This window comes from Paracoccus subflavus (genome assembly GCF_004310345.1).
Taxonomy (GTDB): Bacteria; Pseudomonadota; Alphaproteobacteria; order Rhodobacterales; family Rhodobacteraceae; genus Paracoccus; species Paracoccus subflavus.
The window spans coordinates 439,983-457,022 of the sequence record NZ_SISK01000001.1; the positions used below are offsets into that span (position 1 = coordinate 439,983).

At 65.7% G+C, this 17,040-nt stretch carries 22 protein-coding genes; 16 read left to right on the plus strand and 6 right to left on the minus strand.

The genetic code is table 11. The features are described from left to right. The gene (gene frr / locus EYE42_RS02205; RefSeq protein WP_130989655.1) at positions 1-564 is read right to left on the minus strand and encodes a ribosome recycling factor; all 564 of its coding nucleotides are present in this window, start codon (positions 562-564) and stop codon (positions 1-3) included. Positions 565-855: 291 nt separating this feature from the next. Between frr and EYE42_RS15915 the strand changes: the two genes are divergently transcribed. From EYE42_RS15915 to EYE42_RS02225, 5 genes are all read left to right on the plus strand, one after another. After that, positions 856-999, plus strand: a complete 144-nt coding sequence (locus EYE42_RS15915; RefSeq protein ID WP_165455685.1) for a hypothetical protein — start codon at positions 856-858, stop codon at positions 997-999. 74 nt (positions 1,000-1,073) lie between these two features. Continuing rightward, on the plus strand, positions 1,074-1,481 hold the full coding sequence (locus EYE42_RS02210) for a hypothetical protein (protein ID WP_130989656.1): 408 nt from the start codon (positions 1,074-1,076) through the stop codon (positions 1,479-1,481). A gap of 126 nt (positions 1,482-1,607) precedes the next feature. Further along, a complete protein-coding gene (locus tag EYE42_RS02215; RefSeq protein WP_130989657.1) occupies positions 1,608-1,850 on the plus strand; it encodes a hypothetical protein in 243 nt (80 codons plus the stop codon). Between the two features lie 77 nt (positions 1,851-1,927). After that, positions 1,928-2,140, plus strand: coding sequence for a YMGG-like glycine zipper-containing protein (locus tag EYE42_RS02220; RefSeq protein ID WP_165455686.1), 213 nt, complete (start codon positions 1,928-1,930; stop codon positions 2,138-2,140). Positions 2,141-2,242: 102 nt separating this feature from the next. Beyond that, entirely contained in the window at positions 2,243-2,890 is a 648-nt protein-coding gene (locus EYE42_RS02225; RefSeq protein ID WP_130989658.1) for a hypothetical protein, read from the plus strand. 115 nt (positions 2,891-3,005) lie between these two features. On the opposite strand, the gene EYE42_RS02230 is transcribed toward EYE42_RS02225, so the two are convergent. Next, entirely contained in the window at positions 3,006-3,509 is a 504-nt protein-coding gene (locus tag EYE42_RS02230) for a DUF4174 domain-containing protein (RefSeq protein ID WP_130989659.1), read from the minus strand. Positions 3,510-3,686: 177 nt separating this feature from the next. Between EYE42_RS02230 and EYE42_RS02235 the strand changes: the two genes are divergently transcribed. From EYE42_RS02235 to EYE42_RS02250, 4 genes are all read left to right on the plus strand, one after another. After that, a complete protein-coding gene (locus EYE42_RS02235; protein ID WP_130989660.1) occupies positions 3,687-4,502 on the plus strand; it encodes a glycosyl transferase in 816 nt (271 codons plus the stop codon). Between the two features lie 13 nt (positions 4,503-4,515). Then, on the plus strand, positions 4,516-5,025 hold the full coding sequence (locus EYE42_RS02240; RefSeq protein ID WP_130989661.1) for a hypothetical protein: 510 nt from the start codon (positions 4,516-4,518) through the stop codon (positions 5,023-5,025). Further along, positions 5,025-5,468 carry a methyltransferase family protein gene (locus tag EYE42_RS02245; protein WP_165455687.1) on the plus strand — a complete coding sequence of 148 codons (444 nt, stop codon included), beginning with the start codon at positions 5,025-5,027 and terminating at the stop codon, positions 5,466-5,468. Before EYE42_RS02240 ends, EYE42_RS02245 begins: the two co-directional genes overlap by 1 nt. Before the next feature lie 73 nt (positions 5,469-5,541). After that, positions 5,542-6,846 carry a homoserine dehydrogenase gene (locus EYE42_RS02250; protein WP_130989663.1) on the plus strand — a complete coding sequence of 435 codons (1,305 nt, stop codon included), beginning with the start codon at positions 5,542-5,544 and terminating at the stop codon, positions 6,844-6,846. A 9-nt stretch (positions 6,847-6,855) separates the two neighbouring features. Here EYE42_RS02250 and EYE42_RS02255 read toward each other — a convergent pair whose 3' ends face one another. Both EYE42_RS02255 and EYE42_RS02260 read right to left on the minus strand, forming a co-directional pair. Then, entirely contained in the window at positions 6,856-7,965 is a 1,110-nt protein-coding gene (locus EYE42_RS02255; protein WP_130989664.1) for a glycosyltransferase family 2 protein, read from the minus strand. A gap of 122 nt (positions 7,966-8,087) precedes the next feature. Then, positions 8,088-8,714, minus strand: coding sequence for a lytic transglycosylase domain-containing protein (locus EYE42_RS02260; RefSeq protein ID WP_130989665.1), 627 nt, complete (start codon positions 8,712-8,714; stop codon positions 8,088-8,090). Between the two features lie 171 nt (positions 8,715-8,885). Here EYE42_RS02260 and ssb point away from each other — a divergent pair, with 171 nt between their 5' ends. Continuing rightward, the gene (gene ssb / locus EYE42_RS02265) at positions 8,886-9,383 is read left to right on the plus strand and encodes a single-stranded DNA-binding protein (protein WP_130989666.1); all 498 of its coding nucleotides are present in this window, start codon (positions 8,886-8,888) and stop codon (positions 9,381-9,383) included. 23 nt (positions 9,384-9,406) lie between these two features. Here the strand turns inward: ssb and aroB are convergent, their stop codons facing one another. Next, a complete protein-coding gene (gene aroB / locus EYE42_RS02270; RefSeq protein WP_130989667.1) occupies positions 9,407-10,522 on the minus strand; it encodes a 3-dehydroquinate synthase in 1,116 nt (371 codons plus the stop codon). Next, positions 10,519-11,100, minus strand: coding sequence for a shikimate kinase (locus EYE42_RS02275; protein ID WP_281277796.1), 582 nt, complete (start codon positions 11,098-11,100; stop codon positions 10,519-10,521). The genes aroB and EYE42_RS02275 overlap by 4 nt, the downstream gene beginning before the upstream one ends. A 96-nt stretch (positions 11,101-11,196) precedes the next feature. Between EYE42_RS02275 and EYE42_RS02280 the strand changes: the two genes are divergently transcribed. From EYE42_RS02280 to EYE42_RS02305, 6 genes are all read left to right on the plus strand, one after another. Next, entirely contained in the window at positions 11,197-11,379 is a 183-nt protein-coding gene (locus EYE42_RS02280) for a hypothetical protein (RefSeq protein ID WP_130989669.1), read from the plus strand. Positions 11,380-11,387: 8 nt separating this feature from the next. Next, positions 11,388-12,842, plus strand: coding sequence for a hypothetical protein (locus EYE42_RS02285; RefSeq protein ID WP_130989670.1), 1,455 nt, complete (start codon positions 11,388-11,390; stop codon positions 12,840-12,842). Next, positions 12,839-13,810, plus strand: coding sequence for a site-specific tyrosine recombinase XerD (locus EYE42_RS02290; protein WP_130989671.1), 972 nt, complete (start codon positions 12,839-12,841; stop codon positions 13,808-13,810). The genes EYE42_RS02285 and EYE42_RS02290 overlap by 4 nt, the downstream gene beginning before the upstream one ends. Positions 13,811-13,840: 30 nt before the next feature. After that, a complete protein-coding gene (locus EYE42_RS02295; protein ID WP_130989672.1) occupies positions 13,841-14,752 on the plus strand; it encodes a DMT family transporter in 912 nt (303 codons plus the stop codon). Then, a complete protein-coding gene (locus tag EYE42_RS02300; RefSeq protein WP_130989673.1) occupies positions 14,749-15,621 on the plus strand; it encodes a lysophospholipid acyltransferase family protein in 873 nt (290 codons plus the stop codon). Before EYE42_RS02295 ends, EYE42_RS02300 begins: the two co-directional genes overlap by 4 nt. A gap of 71 nt (positions 15,622-15,692) precedes the next feature. Next, positions 15,693-17,006, plus strand: a complete 1,314-nt coding sequence (locus EYE42_RS02305; RefSeq protein WP_130989674.1) for a GH1 family beta-glucosidase — start codon at positions 15,693-15,695, stop codon at positions 17,004-17,006. The last annotated feature ends 34 nt before the right edge of the window (positions 17,007-17,040 follow it).

Consider the following 17,040-nt stretch of genomic DNA (forward strand, 5'->3'; position numbering starts at 1 on the left):
TCAGACCTGCATGATTTCAGCTTGCTTGCCCTCAAGGGCCTGATCGACGGCGCCGATCATCCGGTCCGTCAGATCCTGGACGGCGGATTCCCAGAATTTCTGGTCGTCCTCGGGCATGCCGCTGGCCTTGCCCTTCCGGATCTGGTCCATGCCGTCACGGCGGACGTTTCGGATCGCCACGCGGGCACTTTCGGCATATTGGGCGGCCACCTTGGTCAATTCCCGGCGGCGTTCCTCGTTCAGTTCGGGGATTGGCAGCATGATAATGGTGCCATTCGTCTGCGGGTTGATTCCCAGGCCGGATTCGCGGATCGCCTTTTCGACCTTTCCGACCATGCCCTTGTCCCAGACATTGATCGTGACCATGCGCGGTTCGGGCACGTTGACGGTGCCCAACTGGTTGATCGGGGTCATCTGCCCATAGGCCTCGACCTGGACCGGCTCGACCATCGAGGCCGAGGCCCGCCCGGTCCGCAGCGACGCGAATTCGTGGCGCAGGCTTTCCATCGCGCCCTTCATCCGCCGCTCCAGATCGTCGATGTCGATTTCGATGTCCTCTGCCATGAAGAAAACTGCCTTTCGTAATTTTGTCCGCTTGTAGCCCCAATGCCGTGGCTTGGCAAAGCCTTTGCCCCCGAAGGCGGCAGGCATTTGCCGTCTGTTTCCACGGCTTTCGCACAAGATCGTGAATGATGCAGGCCCGCCACATGGCCGCGCGCTTTTCCGCCCGCCATGCCGGGCGGTCTGTCTGGCCGGTCGCGCCGCGGCTAACATGGCGCGGGGCGGTGCATCAAGACATCCCCCGAAACCCGAGCAGACGGGCGCAAGCGCGTCCGCGTTACAGGAGCATATCTCATGTCGAAGAAACTTGTTCTCGGCCTTGTGCTGGTGTCGGCCTTTGCTGCGTGCCAGCGTCAGGCGCCCGAGCCCGAGGTTTACGTGCCCGCCCCGGCCCCGATCACGACCGAGCCGGTCTATCAGGGCAAATACGGTTCCTGAATCCGGGCGGCGCCGCGCGGGCGGTCCGGCTGCCCGCGTTCCTCCGCCATGTCCGATCCGCCGCAGGAATTGTCATGCTCAAGCACCGAGGTTTTCCGGGACGCCTGCCGGGCACCGATTTTCAGTTCGTCATCCGCCGCGAAAACCGCAAGAAAGGCGCCACTCCGATCACCCGCCGCGAACGGTTCCGGGACCGCAGACCCGCGGACCGGCGCGCCGATGCAGGCTTTCTGGCCGCCCTGATAGACCATTTCGGCGAAGAACCCTTTGTCCGCGGCAATCTGGACGCTGGCCGCCTGGGCTGGCTGATCGGCCGCGAGGTCAAGCCCGTGGGCGACTTCGATCCCGCCGACTATGACCAGTTGCTTCGGGTGGACATGGCGGCGGCGCAGGAATCGTTTCCCGAACTTTTTGCCCCGGACGAGCGGCCCGACTTCGGCTGGAACGACGAGCCCTGGGATGACGATCCCGATCGGGATTGATGCGCGGCTTGCTGCCACTCGAATCGTCATCACCGCGTCGTCAGTTTGACCTGCACCCAGGCTATGTCATAAAGATCCACGAACGTTCACTGGCCCGATGCGGCCCATAAGATCAGGTAAGACTAAATGACCACTTCGCAGTTCACCCGCGCCGCTGCCGGCGTCTTTGTTCTTCTGGGGCTCGCCGCGTGCGAGCAGGGCTATGGGATGGGCGGGGTTGCGCCCGACGCACAGCGCGCCGCCGGCGGCGCGGTGGCCGGCGCGGTGATCGCCAAGGCTCTGGACGAGGATATCGCGACGGGCGCGGCCATCGGTGCCGTGGGCGGCGCGCTGTGCGACGATGCGGGCGTCTGCCAGCGCCGCTACTGATCCGGTCCTTTCCGTCCAAGAAAAGCCTGGCCGGATTGCAAGGTTGATCCGGCCAATCAACTGACAGGAATATCCCAATGACCAAGTTTCTTGCCATCGCCGCCCTGGTTGGCACCACCGCCATCGCGGGCTGCACCCAGGGGATCAACCCGACCGACACCGACCGTGCGCTGATCGGCGCCGGCGTTGGCGCCACCATTGCCAGCGTGAGCGGCGAGAACGTCGTGAAAGGCGCGGCCATCGGCGGCGCGGCAGGCGCGCTGTGCAACGACGCACGGCTCTGCGAGTGATCCGCTGAGAGGCGGGATGCCTTGCAGACCGCCAGGGCTTTCAGGCCGTCCGGGGACATGCGCCTCCGGACGGCTTTTTCATGGGCCTGACGGAACCGGAACATGACGGGGGGTGCGGCTCTGGCCGATCCCCGTGTGGTGGCCGCCATGATCGGTGGCAGCGTGGTTGCGGGCGGCTGGGTCGTGACGCATCTGTTGGGGGCCGCCCGGGACAGGGCTGCCCGCGCCGAACGGGTGCGGGATGTGCAAGGCGCGCTTTATGCCGAAATCCGGGTCCATGTCGCCACGCTGAAAAGCCAGAACCTGTCCGACTATGGCGCGCAGATGGAGGTTCTTATCGCGCAGGGCAAGGGCTTCTTTCCGGTCATCCCGACCGAACACAACGACCGCCTGTTCAGCGCCATCGTCAACGACATTCACGTTCTGCCGTTCCGCGTGGTCGATCCGGTGGTGCGCTATTACAGCCAGCTTGCCACCATCGGCGCCATGATCGCGGACCTTCGCAAGCTGCGTCTGGACCGGATGGACGCATCGCGCGCCGCCCGCATGTATCGCCATTACATCGAAATGAAGATCGAGGCGATCGACTTGGGGGACGAAGCGATGGCCTTTCTGCTGGCGCATCTCACGGGCGGGAACGCAGCCGTGGACGATTTGATCGAAACGCAGGAAAAAGCCCGCCTTGCGGAAACCAGGGCGGGTCTTGCGTCGTGGATCGAGACTGAACGGGCGCGTCAGCGCCGCGCATAACCCGGCATCGGGCCGGTGCGGCCGGTGACAGGGGGCGGATTGTAGGACGTCGTGTTCATGATGGCCTCCTTATCCTTGAGAAAAAGATAGGCGATCCGGCCCCGAATTTCAATCCCTAGGGCAGCAGTCCCGCCCGGCCGATTTCCTGGCGGCGTAGCGGCAGGCGGTCGATGGCGCGGCTGATTTCCCGGACATCCCACGGCAGGGGCCGACGCTGCTTGACCTGCCCGTCCTTGTCGATGATGACCAGGGAAAATCCCCGGGGATGCAGTGTCTGACGCCACGAACTGTCCGCTTGGGGATCGCTGTCGAAGATCACCACCACATCCCGTTCGGCCAGGACTTCGGCCCTGGCCTCAAGCGCCTGCATCTGCTCGCGAAAGGCCGGATCGTCCGGGGTATCGGCAAAAACCACGACCGGGCGGGCGTTCCACAGAAAATCGGCAGGATCGGATTCCGCCGCCGGCAGGATGCGCAGTTCGGGACGCCGGTCGGGTTCAGCAGGGGGCTGAGCCTTCTCGGGCAGAACGGGCTGTGCCTCGATCCGGGGCGGCGGGGCCTCCCGAGTCGGCCCCATGGCCGCGACCGTCATTGCGAATATCAGCAATATCAACTTCATCGTCACCCCATCCTTGTTCCAGATATAGGATGCCGCCGGCCGCACAAAAGGACTGGCGGCCTGACGCGCCGCCCGCCTGGTATCCCTGCAGCAGGGCCGGCATGACATCACGACAAGGCAGATTGCCTTGTCCGAACGGGTGTGAAAGCCTTGCCGCGCGGCAACGGGGCCATCTGGATGGACAGCGATCAGATCAAGCAGATCATCTGCATCAAATGGGGCACGAAGTTCGGCCCGGAATATGTCAACCGCCTGCACGGGATGATCGGGCGCAACATCACGCCGCCGTTTCGGCTGGTCTGCTTTACCGACGACGGCGCCGGACTGCATCCCGGCATCGCCGTCCGGCCGCTGCCCAAGTTCGACTACAAGGCGCCGGTGAATACCCCCGGCAAATGGCCCAAGTCCTGTTTGTGGGGGGATCTGGGGGATGTCACGGGGATGGTCCTGTTTCTGGATCTGGACGTGGTCGTCACCGGCAATCTCGACCCGTTCTTCAACTTCGGCGATCCCGACGACACCATTCTGGGCCGCAATCCGAACACGCCGCTGGAACGGCTGGGGCAAACCTCGGTCTATCGGATGCAGGTGGGCAAGCTGATGCCCCTTCAGGACATCTTCCGGGCCGACCCGCAAGGTGTCGCGGATACCTATCGGTACGAACAGCGCTTCTTGACGCGCAACGCGCCGGGCGGGGTCAAATTCTGGCCGCGAGGCTGGCTGGCGCATTTCCGGATGCACTCGGTGCCGCCCTTCCCCCTGAATTATCTGCGCGAACCCCGCATTCCGAAAAACAGCCGCATCGTGATCTTTGCCGGCCATTTGAACCCGCCCGATGCCATCGCCGGCCGGTGGCACGAGGACGACGTGCATCGCCCGCCGCTGGATCATTTGCGCAATACCTTTTCGGACAGGCGCCGCGAAGGCTTGTCCGGTCACCTGCGGCATTACCTGCTGCCGGCGACCTGGGTGCGGGATTTGTGGCGCGAATAGCATGACACCTCCGGTGACCCCCATCCGCCTGCCCGACGAGATGGCGATGGCCATCGGTCACGCCGTTTCGGCCTTTGGCTTTCTGGAAGAGGCTTTGAAACGGGCAATCTTTTCCCTGACCCGTCGGGAACTGGGCGAGGATGTGGGCGACAAGGCCCTGCGCCAGTGGCTGCGGCGGATGGACGAGATCGCCGACGACACGCTGGGCACCTTGATCGACAGCTTTGTCGCGGCCATGAAAGGCGCAGGCATCGCCGGTCCCCCTGGGCTGGCCGAGGATCTGCGCGCCATCCGCCTGTCCCGCAACCTGCTGTGCCATGCATCCTGGCGACCGGGACAAGAACCGGGCTACTGGCATCCGACGTTTGTCAACACCAAGGGCGAACGCTATCCTGACGACATGGACCCCGATGCGATTTTCGCGATCCATGCCGCCACGCTGGCTGCGGCGGGGCACGTTCTGGACGTCATGCAGCAGACCGGCATCAACGGCGAATGGCCCAGTCCAGAAGGAAAGGACTGATGCGCCTTACCGCCGATTATCCACCGATCTGGCTGGCGGGCTTCGGACTTGTCGGATGGCTGGCCGGAAGACTGGCTCCTCATGGGCCAGACTGGGTCGCGATCTGGGGATGGGCCATGGTCGTCGTCGGGGTGATGCTGATGGCATGGGCAGTGTGGACGCTGCACCGCGCGCGAACCACCGTGGACCCGCACGGAAAGCCCAGCAGCCTTGTCACATCGGGCCCATTCCGGTTGTCCCGCAATCCGATCTATCTGGCCGATGCTCTGATCCTGGCGGGGCTTTGCCTGGCCTTTCGGGCGCCGCTGGCGGTCCCGCCGCTGGTTGCCGGCTTTGTGGCGGTCATCTCGATCCGCTTCATCCGCAACGAGGAACAGCGCCTGGCCCGTGCCTTTCCCGATGCCTTCAAGACCTACTGCCAGCAGACGCGGCGCTGGCTATGACCGCGGCCTTTCGCGCGTTGCATGACAGCGCGGGCCACGGTAACAGCGGGCAACCTTAGGACAAGAGGCCCTCATGTCGTCCCCCCTTCGCCCCGATCCCCTGAGACTTGGCATCGCCGGGCTTGGCACCGTCGGGATCGGTGTCGTCAAGATCGTCCAGAAACACGCCGACTTGCTGGCCCGTCGCACCGGCCGCCCTGTGGCGATCACCGCCATCTGCGCACGGGACAGACGCAAGAACCGCGATGCCGACCTGTCCGGCTATCGCTGGGAAGACGACGCCATGGCCATTGCCACGGCCGACGACGTGGACGTGTTCGTGGAACTGGTGGGCGGCGACAGCGGCATCGCCAAGGACAGCATCGAAGCTGCTCTGAAATCGGGCAAGGACGTGGTGACGGCCAACAAGGCGCTGCTGGCGGTCCATGGGCAGGCCCTTGCCGAACTGGCCGAATCCCTGGGCCGCACCCTGCGGTTCGAGGCGGCGGTGGCCGGTGGCATCCCGGTCATCAAGACGATGACGGAATCGCTGGCCGGCAACGAGATCCGCCGCGTCATGGGCGTGATGAACGGCACCTGCAATTATATCCTGACCCGGATGGAAAGCGCCGGCCTGCCCTATGAGGCCGTGTTCGAGGAAGCCCGCCAGCTTGGATATCTCGAGGCCGATCCGACGCTGGACGTGGGCGGCATCGACGCGGGCCACAAGCTGGCGATCCTGTCGGCGATCGCCTTTGGAACCCAGGTCAATTTCGATGCCGTGGAGATCGAGGGAATCGAGCGGGTCAGCATCGACGACATCCGCCGTGCCGCCGACATGGGCTATCGGATCAAGCTGCTGGGTGTGGCGCAGATGACTCCGCGCGGTCTGGAACAGCGCATGTCGCCCTGTCTCGTGCCCGCCGACAGCCCGTTGGGCCAATTGATGGGCGGCACCAACATGGTCGTGGTCGAGGGCGACAGCGTGGGCCAGATCGTGCTGCGCGGCGCAGGAGCGGGCGAAGGTCCGACCGCCAGCGCGGTTTTGTCTGATATCGTGGAAATCGCGCGCGGGGTTCGCCTGCCCGTGTTCGGTCAGCCTGCCGGAACCCTGAAGGCCGCCCAGCCCGCGCGGACTGCCGTTCCGGCGGCCTATTACATGCGGCTGGACTTGCAGGACAAGCCAGGCGCCTTGGCCAAGGTGGCGACGGTCCTGGGGGATGCCGGCATTTCCATCGACCGGATGCGGCAATACGGCCAGCACAGCCCGGAAAGCGTGCCGGTCCTGGTCGTGACCCACAAGACCACGCCCGAGGCGATCGACTTTGCCATCGAGGCCCTGCCCCGCACCGGCGTCCTGGTCAGCGCCCCGGTCGAGTTGCGGATCGAGGAAGTGTAATATCCCTTTTCACCGCTGCTTCAAAATGTCCTGCTGAACCGCGATATACCATCCGGCGAGTTGCGCCTTATCAGGAAAGGTCATGATCTTGCGGCTGATCGCCATGGCCCGGCGCGCCGCGCGCAGTTGCGGAAACCCCCATCGTCGACTCAGTCCATCTTTGAGAAGTTCGGCCAGCAGGCGGCGGGACATCAGCAGCGCCCATCGGCGCCGGTCGCGGTCCAAATCTGGGCTGTGCTTGCGCAGCAGATAGGCTGCATTACAGATCGACAAGACCAGTTCCTGCTCCCGGCGGATACGACTAGCCGCAACCTCATGATGATAAATACGGGCTGCAGGAGCCGTACAGATCATTCCGATCCGGCTCAGTCGATAGGAAATGTCGAAATCCTCCCCCGGGCAATAGCTGCGGAAGGCAGATTCGAACGGCTCGCGCAAAAGGGCACTGCGGCGAACTGTCATGCGACAACCGGGCAACTGGATCGTGGGCCTCAGGTCCAAGCCCTGTGCCGCGGCCCAATCCGGCACAGGCGATCCAAAAGGTCCCTCATATGACACAAAGGTTGCCGCGCGGTTCATCAAGAACAGATGTTTCCATAAAAACATCCCAATGTGCGATCCCGCTATGGCACGAGCCCGACCGGATGCGGCGCTTCCTTCCTTTTGCGCCACATCATCCAACGACAACGGAGACGGTCCGTCGCCTCCCGCGATACCTAAAATCATTGCCTTTGTATCAGCTTCGTAAATGCGCATGATGATTTCAGCGCAATCCGCATGCATCAGACTGTCGTCGTCGATCAGCATGCAAATGTCTGCATTACAGGCCGCAATAGCTGTGTTCCGCTGCACTGTCAGAGATCGTTCTGGCGCCGGAAGGTAAACCAGCGGTACGCGATCCCCGACCAGCACCCGGATCCGTTCGCGGTTAGCCTGCCAATCAGAGCTGGCGTCGACGATGACAATTTGATGCGGCGCGCGGGTTTGGGCCATGGCGCAGGTGACGCAATGTTCCAGCATGTCGATGCGATCAAGGGTGGCGACGCACAGGGCCCATGACAGCGAAGCAGTTGCATCGGCATCGGGCGGAGGAGTTAAAGAAGAGTCGGAAAATGACATATGATAACTCGATATGCGCAAGCCTTGTGACACAGATTATTTGCACAACCATCTGTTCAACTTGGCTTTATTTATAAGAGAGAGTAAGGCACCACGGTGTCGTGCCTGAAAGTTGGAGTGTATCAGCTTCCGGCGATGACCCGGACATAGTTGCGCGTTTCGCGATAGGGCGGGATGCCTCCGTATTTCTGCACCGCGCCAGGGCCCGCGTTATAGGCCGCAAGGGCCAGCCGCCAGTTGCCGAACTGGTTGTACATCATTCGCAGGTACCGCGCCCCGCCCTGCAAATTCTGGGCAGGATCGTGGGGATTGACGCCCAGCTTGGCCGCCGTGCCCGGCATCAACTGCGCCAGCCCCGTGGCGCCCTTGTGCGAACGGGCACGCGGATTCCAGCCTGATTCCTGTTGCACCAGGCGCAGGAACAGATCCTCGGGGATGCCATGCTGGCGCGCGGCCTGGCGGGCCAGCGGAATGAAATCGCTGCGTCTGCCGCGATAGGCGGGGATATTGGCCGAAAGTTCGATCTCGGTCGAACTCGATCCCCGCAGGCCCTTGGGCCGCAAGCGGGCCGATTGCTGGTACTGCGTCGCCAGCCGCGAATCCATCAGGCGCGTCTGGCGGGCAAACTGTTCGGCCCGCGACTTGGATGAGCTGCCAGACAGGCGCAGCCCCTCGGCCCCGGCGGGCAGAGCGATGCCTGCGATCAGGATCGCGCACAGACCTGTCCTGACGGTTCGGAAGATGGTCATGTCCCCGTCCCTCGTTGTTGCGGGTTTTGACGCGACTATACAGATTTCGGATCGTCTCGCCAGCATGGCTTTCCGGGCAATGCCCGATCCATCGGCAACAAAGCGCACATTTGCATCGTCCGGGGGGCTGCGCTAGAGCTTGGGCCAAGGACATTATCGCAGGAAAACGTCATGGCAGGCAGCGTCAACAAGGTCATCCTGATCGGCAACCTGGGCGCCGATCCCGAAATCCGCACCTTCCAGAACGGCGGCAAGGTGGCCAGTCTGCGGATCGCCACATCGGAAAGCTGGAAGGACCGCAATTCGGGCGAACGCAAGGAACGCACCGAATGGCACAGCATCGCCATCTATTCCGAACCGCTGGTCCGGGTGGCCGAGCAGTATCTGAAGAAAGGCAGCAAGGTCTATGTCGAGGGGCAGTTGGAAACCCGCAAGTGGCAGGACCAGTCGGGCGCTGACCGCTATACGACCGAGGTGGCGCTGCGCCCGTTCCGCAGCGAACTGACCATGCTGGACGGACGCAGCGGCGGCCCGGGCGGGGGCGGCGGTCGCGACCAGGGCGGCTATGACGATTACAGCCGCGGCGGATCGTCGGGCGGCAGCACTCAAGGCGGCGGCAATCCAGGCGGCGGCAGCCGCAGCGATTACGACGACGAAATCCCGTTCTGAAGGGGCCGGGAACGCGCGCGGACTCAGCGCGCGTCCTGCAAGACCTCCGATAACAGGCCGGCTTGCACCTCGTCGCTGACGAAGGCCTGCCCGATGCCGCGGGCCAGCACGAAACGCAACTGCCCGTCCTGGACCTTCTTGTCCTGTCCCATCAGGTCGATCAGGCGGGAATTGTCCGGCAGATCGCCGGTAATGTCGCGAATGGCGGCGGGCATTCCCATGCGCCTCAGGTGATCGACCACCCGCGAGGGCGATTCCTGGCTGCACAGGCCCATCCGCGCCGAGAGATCAAAGGCCAGCGCACAGCCGATCGCCACGCCTTCGCCATGCAGCAGACGGCCCGAATAGCCCGTGGCGGATTCCAGCGCGTGACCGAACGTATGGCCCAGGTTCAGCAGGGCGCGGTCGCCTTGTTCGGTTTCGTCGCGCACCACGATATCGGCCTTCATGGCGACGCAATGGGCCACCGCCTGCTGGCGCAGGGCCGGTTCGTCGCGCAGGCGGGGACCGTTTTCATCCAGCCAGTCGAAAAAATCCGCGTCCCCCAGAAGGCCGTATTTCGCCACCTCGCCATAGCCGGCCAGAAAATCGCGGGTCGGCAGGGTGTCCAGAACGGCAATGTCGGCCAGCACCAGCGAGGGCTGATGGAAGGCGCCGATCAGATTCTTTCCTCGCTGGCTGTTGATGCCGGTTTTCCCCCCGACGCTGCTGTCCACTTGCGCCAGCAGGGTGGTGGGGATCTGCACGAACCGCACGCCCCGGCGCAGGATGGCGGCTGCAAAGCCCACCAGATCGCCGATCACCCCGCCGCCCAGGGCCACCACCACGTCGCGCCGTTCGACCCGCTGTTCCAGCAGCCATTCGACGCAAGCCGTCAGATGCGGCCAGCTTTTCGTCGATTCGCCTGCGGGCAGCACCAGGGCCTCGGACACGATGCCATGCACGGTCAGCGCGCCTTGTAGCCGCGGCAGATGCAGGGCGGCGACGGTGTTGTCAGTCACGATGGCCACGCGGGGGCGGCGCAGCAGGGGCGCGATCTCGGCCCCGGCGCGGTCGATCAGCCCGGACCCGATACGCACGTCATAGGCGCGGTCGCCCAAGGGAACATGAACGGTGACGGGGTCGGAATGGCGTGTCATGGCGTCTCGTTTGCAAGCTGGGGGTCGGCGGCATGGATGGCGTCCAGAAGCCGCGCCGCCGCGGCATCGACGCTGTCGCCGGGTCGGGCGGGAAAGGTCAGATCCGCCAGGGCATAGGTCGGATCGCGTTCGGCCAGCAGACGGGCCAGCGTTCCCTTGGGATCGGCAGTCTTCAGCAGGGGGCGCGTGCTGCGCTGGCGCACCCGATGCCACAAGGTTTCCAGGTCGCAGGCCAGCCAGACCGACAGGCCCGCCGCGCGGATTGCCGCGCGGTTGCGATCCTGCATCCATGCCCCCCCGCCGGTCGAGATGACGCGCGGCGTATCCCTGAGGATTCGTGCAATGACCTGGGCTTCGCGGTCGCGAAAGAACGCCTCGCCGTCGCGGGCAAAGATTTCCGCAATGGTCATGGCGGCGGCCGTCTCGATCTCGGTGTCGGTATCGGTAAAGGGAACGTGCAACCGCCGGGCCAGTTCGGACCCCAGCACGGTCTTGCCGGCCCCCATCATTCCGACCAGCACGATATGGCGCCTCAGGCGCTGGCGCATGTCACCCCCCGTCCGTTGGGCCGACTGAATGGCGTGATCTTTTGGAAAATGCCATATATATTCCGGCCAGGACGGCAAAAGACCGGCCCCGAGAGACGAAAAACAACGACTGACGAGGCAAATTCGATGCGGCTGCTCAAGGTTCTGGTGGTGCTGATTCTGGCGGCCGTGATTGGCCTCGTGGGCTATGCCTATCTGGGCGACATGCAGCCTGTCCGGTCCGAGGTCCGCAGCCCCATCGGCGCGGCGGCCCCGGTGCCCGTGCCTGACCAGGCCGCGCCGGCTGAAGACGCGGCGACGTCCGAGTGAGGGTTCCGATGCGCCTGCTGCCCGCAGTCGTTCTGTGCGCCTTGTCGTTGCCTGCGCAGGCCCAGCAACCGCTGTCGGCCAGCGACTGGCTGTCGGGCAGCGTGCAGGGGCCGAGCCGCGAAAGCTCGGCCTGGAGGCCTGGCGATCCGCCGCCAGCCGGCGTCCCCGGCGCCCCCGGCCCCAAGCCGGTAGCCGAAACGGCCGAGGTCGGCGCCGTGCAGGTCACGCGTCTGGGAAACGGCAATCCCGACGCGACCGGCCTGATCTCGGCGCGCAAGGCCGGCCTGCCCGCCAGCCTGTGGCAGGGCAGCAGCCCGCAGGCTCTGGCCGACCAGATTTTGCGCACTCCCGCCCGGTTGCCTGCGATGAACGCGCTGCTGGAACGCGTCCTGACGACGCAGTTCATTCCGCCCGTCTCCGATGTCGGGGGCGCGCCGGGCGGTCTGTTCCTGGCCCGCGTGGACCGTTTGCTTGATGCCGGCGCCCTGGACCGCGCGCAGGCCCTGCTGATCGCCGCCGGTCCCAGCGATCCCGAGATTTTCCGCCGCCTGTTCGACATCGCCCTGCTGAAAGGCGACGAAGGGCGCGCCTGCGACATCATGAACACCACGCCCGGCATCGCCCCCAGCTTTTCCGCGCGCATCTTTTGCCTGGCCCAGACCGGTGACTGGGCCGCCGCGGCCCTCAGCCTGAACGGGGCCGAGGCACTGGGGCTGCTGAACAGCGACGAGGCGGTGCTGCTGACGCATTTCCTGGACGATACCTATGTGGACAGCGAGGAACAGCCGCCCGTCCCCGAACGGATGACGCCGATCCAGTTCCGCATCCACGAGGCGATCGGCCAGCCCCTGCCCACCTCGTCGCTGCCGCTTGCCTTTGCCCATTCCGACCTGCGTCCCAACAATGGCTGGAAGGCCCGTCTGGACGCGGCCGAACGATTGGCCCGTGCAGGCGCCATGCCCCCGGCCACGCTGCGCGCGCTTTACAGCGAACAGGCGCCCGCAGCCTCGGGCGGGGTATGGGACCGGTCCGGCGCCATGCGCAGATTCGAGGCATCGCTGGCGGATGGCGATCCCCTGGCGGCGCTGCCCGACGCATTCGACATATTCCGCAGCGCCGGAATGGCCCCTGTTCTGGCCGCGATGATCGCCGCAGACCTGCCCGAGGGGGACGAGGGCCGCCCGGCCGAGATCGCCACCACCCTGCGTCAATGGCAGGGCCTGCCGGTCGCCGCGCCGCTGGAGCCTGACCCGGCCCTGAAGGCCGACCCCTTGCCCCCCCCGGCGACCCGCCTGGGCGAGGCCTTGCTGGGGGCCATGGCCGATGTGGATGCGGGAATGGACGGCGATCTGCCCCGTGCCGCGCGCGGTCTTGCCATGCTGCGCGTCCTTGGGCTGGCGGCCGAGGCGGAACTTGCCGCGGCCCAACTGTCCCTGCTGCCCGCCATGGGGCCGCAGCGATGATGGCCGATCACCGCGCCATATCGGCCTTTCTGGATGCCAAGGCCGCCGAATCCGGATCGGCGCGCAACACCGTTCTGGCCTATGGGCGCGATCTGCGCGACCTGTCGGACTGGCTGGACGCGCGGAACCTGGCACTGGCCGACCTGACGCGGGAACGGATCGAGGATTACCTGACCCACAGCGACGCGCGGGGCCTGTCGCGGGCCACGCGGGCGCGGCGGCTGTCGGCCATCCGGCAGTTTACCCGCTTTGCCCTGGAAGAAGGCTGGCGCAACGATGACCCGGCCATCCGCATCGCCGGGCCGGGGCGGGCCCAGCGTCTGCCCAAGGTTCTGGACAAGGACGAAATCGAAGCCCTTCTGGCCGCGGCCCCCCGGATCGGCCGGAACGAGGCGGAACGGGTCCGCAACCTGTGCCTGATCGAAATCCTGTATGCCACCGGAATGCGGGTCAGCGAGCTGGTGGCCCTGCCCGTGGCCACCTGCCGGGGCGACCCGCGCCTGCTGCTGATTCGCGGCAAGGGCGACAAGGAGCGGATGGTCCCCCTTACCCCTCCGGCCCGCCGGGCGCTGTCGGCATGGCTGGCCATCCGCGACGATGCGCCCAAGGACAGCGCGCTGGGCCGGCTGATCGCCGGCAAGGGCGCGCGCTGGCTGTTCCCCGCCCCCGGCGGCGCCGGACACATGCCGCGCCAGTCCTTTGGCAGGCTTCTGGACGAGATGGCGATATGCGCGGGCGTGCCGCCGTCGCGTGTCACCCCCCATGTCATCCGCCACGCCTTTGCCACCCACCTGCTGGAAGGCGGCGCCGACCTGCGCAGCATCCAGACCCTTTTGGGCCATGCCGACCTGGGCACGACCGAGATCTATACCCATGTCCTGAACGACCGGATGCGTGACCTGGTCCTGACGCATCATCCGCTGGCAAACGACGCCGAGGGACTTGGCCCTGCACCTGTCGAGCCCTAGAAGGGCTCTCATCATTCAGGCAGGAAACCGATGACGATCCGGGCAAGCGCATCGATGCCGACAAACGGCCCGCACGGCGATGCCGGTTCGCAAACCGCCGGCATCGCGCTGCTTCTGGCGGCGATCCTGGGCTTTACGCTGATGGATGCGACGGCCAAGCACCTGACCCAGTTCTATCACCCGGTGCAGGTGGTGTGGGCGCGTTTCATCGGAAACCTGGCGATCTTTGCGGTGATCTTCAGGGCCTCGATGCTGCCCCTGATGCGCACCCGCCGCCCCGGCCTGCAATTTGCCCGGTCAATGATGCAACTGGGATCGGTGGGCCTGTTCTTCACCTCGCTGCAATACATCGGGCTGGCCGAGGCGACGGCGATCATGGACCTGAACCCGGTCCTGATCACGCTGGGCGCGGCCCTGTTTCTGGGCGAACGGATCGGACCCCGCAGGTTGGCGGGCATCGCCGTGGCGCTGATCGGCGCCATGGTCATCATCCGCCCCGGACTGGGCGTCTTTCAGCCCGCCGCCCTTCTGCCCCTGGCCGGGGCCTTCACCTATGCGGCTGGCGCGCTGCTGACGCGGATGGCGCGGACGGATTCGGTTGCCACATCCGTGATGTGGTCGGCGGTGGTCGGCAGCGTCATCACCTCGGCCGCCGTGCCGATGGTCTGGCAGCCGATCCGCGCGGGGGATCTGTGGATCTTTGCCCTGCTGGGTATCTTCGGCACCGCCAGCCAATATCTGCTGGTCCGGGCATTCGCCGTCGCCGAAGCAGGGGTTCTTGCGCCCTTCGGCTATACCGGTCTGGTCTGGGCGGGGTTGTGGGGCTGGCTGCTGTTCGGCCAGTTGCCCGATCCGTGGACGGTGACGGGCGCGGCGATCATCGTCGCGGCGGGTCTTTACGTCTGGTCGCGCGAGGCCCGGTTGACGCGGCCCGTCCGATGATCCGGCCCGAAACCCCTCCCCTCTCCGACCGCATCGCCAATGCCGCGTTTCTTGCTGTGATCGGCCTGGCCGGCCTGCTGCCCTATGAACGGCGCATCCCGGCGGTGGGCTGGCTGTTTGCGCATGTGCTGGCCCCGCTTGCCGGATGGCGGCGGCGCATCCGCGAAAATCTTGCGCTTGCCCGACCCGACCTGACGCCCGCCGAGGTCAAGGCCCTGATCCGCGCCGTACCTGACAATGCTGGCCGGTCGGTGGCCGAAATCTATTCGGCCGAGGAATTCACCAGCCGCATCCGCGACGCTGACCCGCTGGAAGGTCCGGGCCTGCCCGCGCTGGGGGCGGCCTTCGACGCCCATCGTCCGGTCATCGTCGCCTGCGCCCATTTCGGCAATTACGACGCCATGCGGGCGGCCTTGGCCGGGCGCGGCTGGCCGGTGGGCGCGCTCTATCGCCCCATGAACAACGAGGCCTTCAACCGCCACTACATCCCCGCCATCGGCGCCATCGCCCAGCCCCTGTTTCCGCGCGGGCGGGCGGGCCTTGCCTCGATGCTGCGGTTCCTGAAGGGGGGCGGATGGCTGGCGCTGGGCTTCGATCAATACGACCGCCACGGGGCAGAGCTGCGGTTCTTCGGCCTGCCCAGCCGGACGGTCCTGACACCTGCCGAACTGGCCCTGCGCTATGATGCGCTTCTGGTGCCGGTCCACGGCATCCGATGTTCCGACGGGCTGCGGTTCCGGGTTCTTGTGGGCGAACCCATAGAGCCCGGCGAGCCCGGCGCGATGATGCAGGCGCTGAACGACGATCTGGAAATGCTGGTGCGGCGTCACATGGACCAGTGGTTCTGGGTGCATCGCCGCTGGAAATAGGCCCGTTTCCCGCTGGACACAGGCGCGGGGGCCGCCCAGTATCGCGATGCCGCCGCCAAGGGGGAATGGCAATGCTGCCCGATCGCTCCGTCTTTCCACAGGATTTTACCTTTGGCGTCGCCACCTCGGCCTATCAGATCGAAGGGTCGGCCCATGGCGGCGCCGGGCCGTGCCACTGGGACACGATGGCCGCCACGCCGGGCACCATCGCAGACGCCAGCAACGGCAGCCGGGCCTGCGATCATTATCACCGCTGGCCCGAAGATCTGGACCTGATCCGCGATGCCGGCTTTTCGGCCTATCGCTTCTCCACGTCCTGGGCGCGGGTGATGCCGGACGGGGTGACGGTCGATCCGGAGGGGCTGGATTTCTATGACCGGCTGGTGGACGGGATGCTGAAACGCGGCCTGGCCCCTCACCTGACCTGCTATCACTGGGAACTGCCGGCGGCGCTGTCCGATCTTGGCGGCTGGCAGGATCGCGACACCGCCGCGCGCTTTGCCGATTTCTGCACAATCGTCCTGGATCGGCTGGGCGACCGTCTGGCCAGCACCGCGACCTTGAACGAACCGTGGTGCATTGCCTGGCTGTCCTATTTCCTGGGCCATCACGCGCCGGGCCTGCGCGATATCCGCGCCGCCGCCCGTGCCATGCACCATGTCCTTCTGGCGCATGGAACCGCGATCCAAGCTCTGCGGGGCGGGGGCGCGCGGAACCTGGGGATCGTTCTGAACTTCGAAACCGCACAGTCTGCCGACGACAGCCCGGAGGCTGCACGGGCGGCAGCAGTTCAGGATGCGATCTACAATCAGTGGTTCATCCGCGCGATCACGGGCCAAGGTTATCCGCCCCTGGCCCTTGAAGGGCTTGCCCCGCATCTGCCCGACGGGTGGCAGGACGACATGGATCTGATCGCCCAGCCGATCGACTGGCTGGGCGTCAACTATTATACCCGCCGTCTTTACGCCGCTGGCCACGGGCTGTGGCCAGGGGGCGAGGCGGTTCCCGGTCCCCTGCCAAAGACGCAGATGGACTGGGAAATCCGGCCCGAGGGACTGACCGAGTTTCTGGTCCGTCTGAAGACCGATCATGTCGGCAGCCTGCCGATCATCGTGACCGAAAACGGCATGGCCGAGGCGGCGGGCCCGGATGTGACGGACGATCCGCGCCGCATCGCCTTTGTCGGCGATCACCTGCGCGCCGCGCGGGCCGCCATGGATCAGGGCGTGAACCTGCGGGGGTTCTTCTACTGGTCGCTTCTGGACAACTTCGAATGGGCCTGGGGCCTGGGGCCGCGCTTCGGGCTGGTCCATGTCGATTATGCGACAATGGCCCGCACCCCCAAGTCAAGCTGGCACGCCTTCCGCGCCATGCTGACGCCATAGCCCCGCAGTTGCGGCGGGGGGCGGCAGCGGCTAT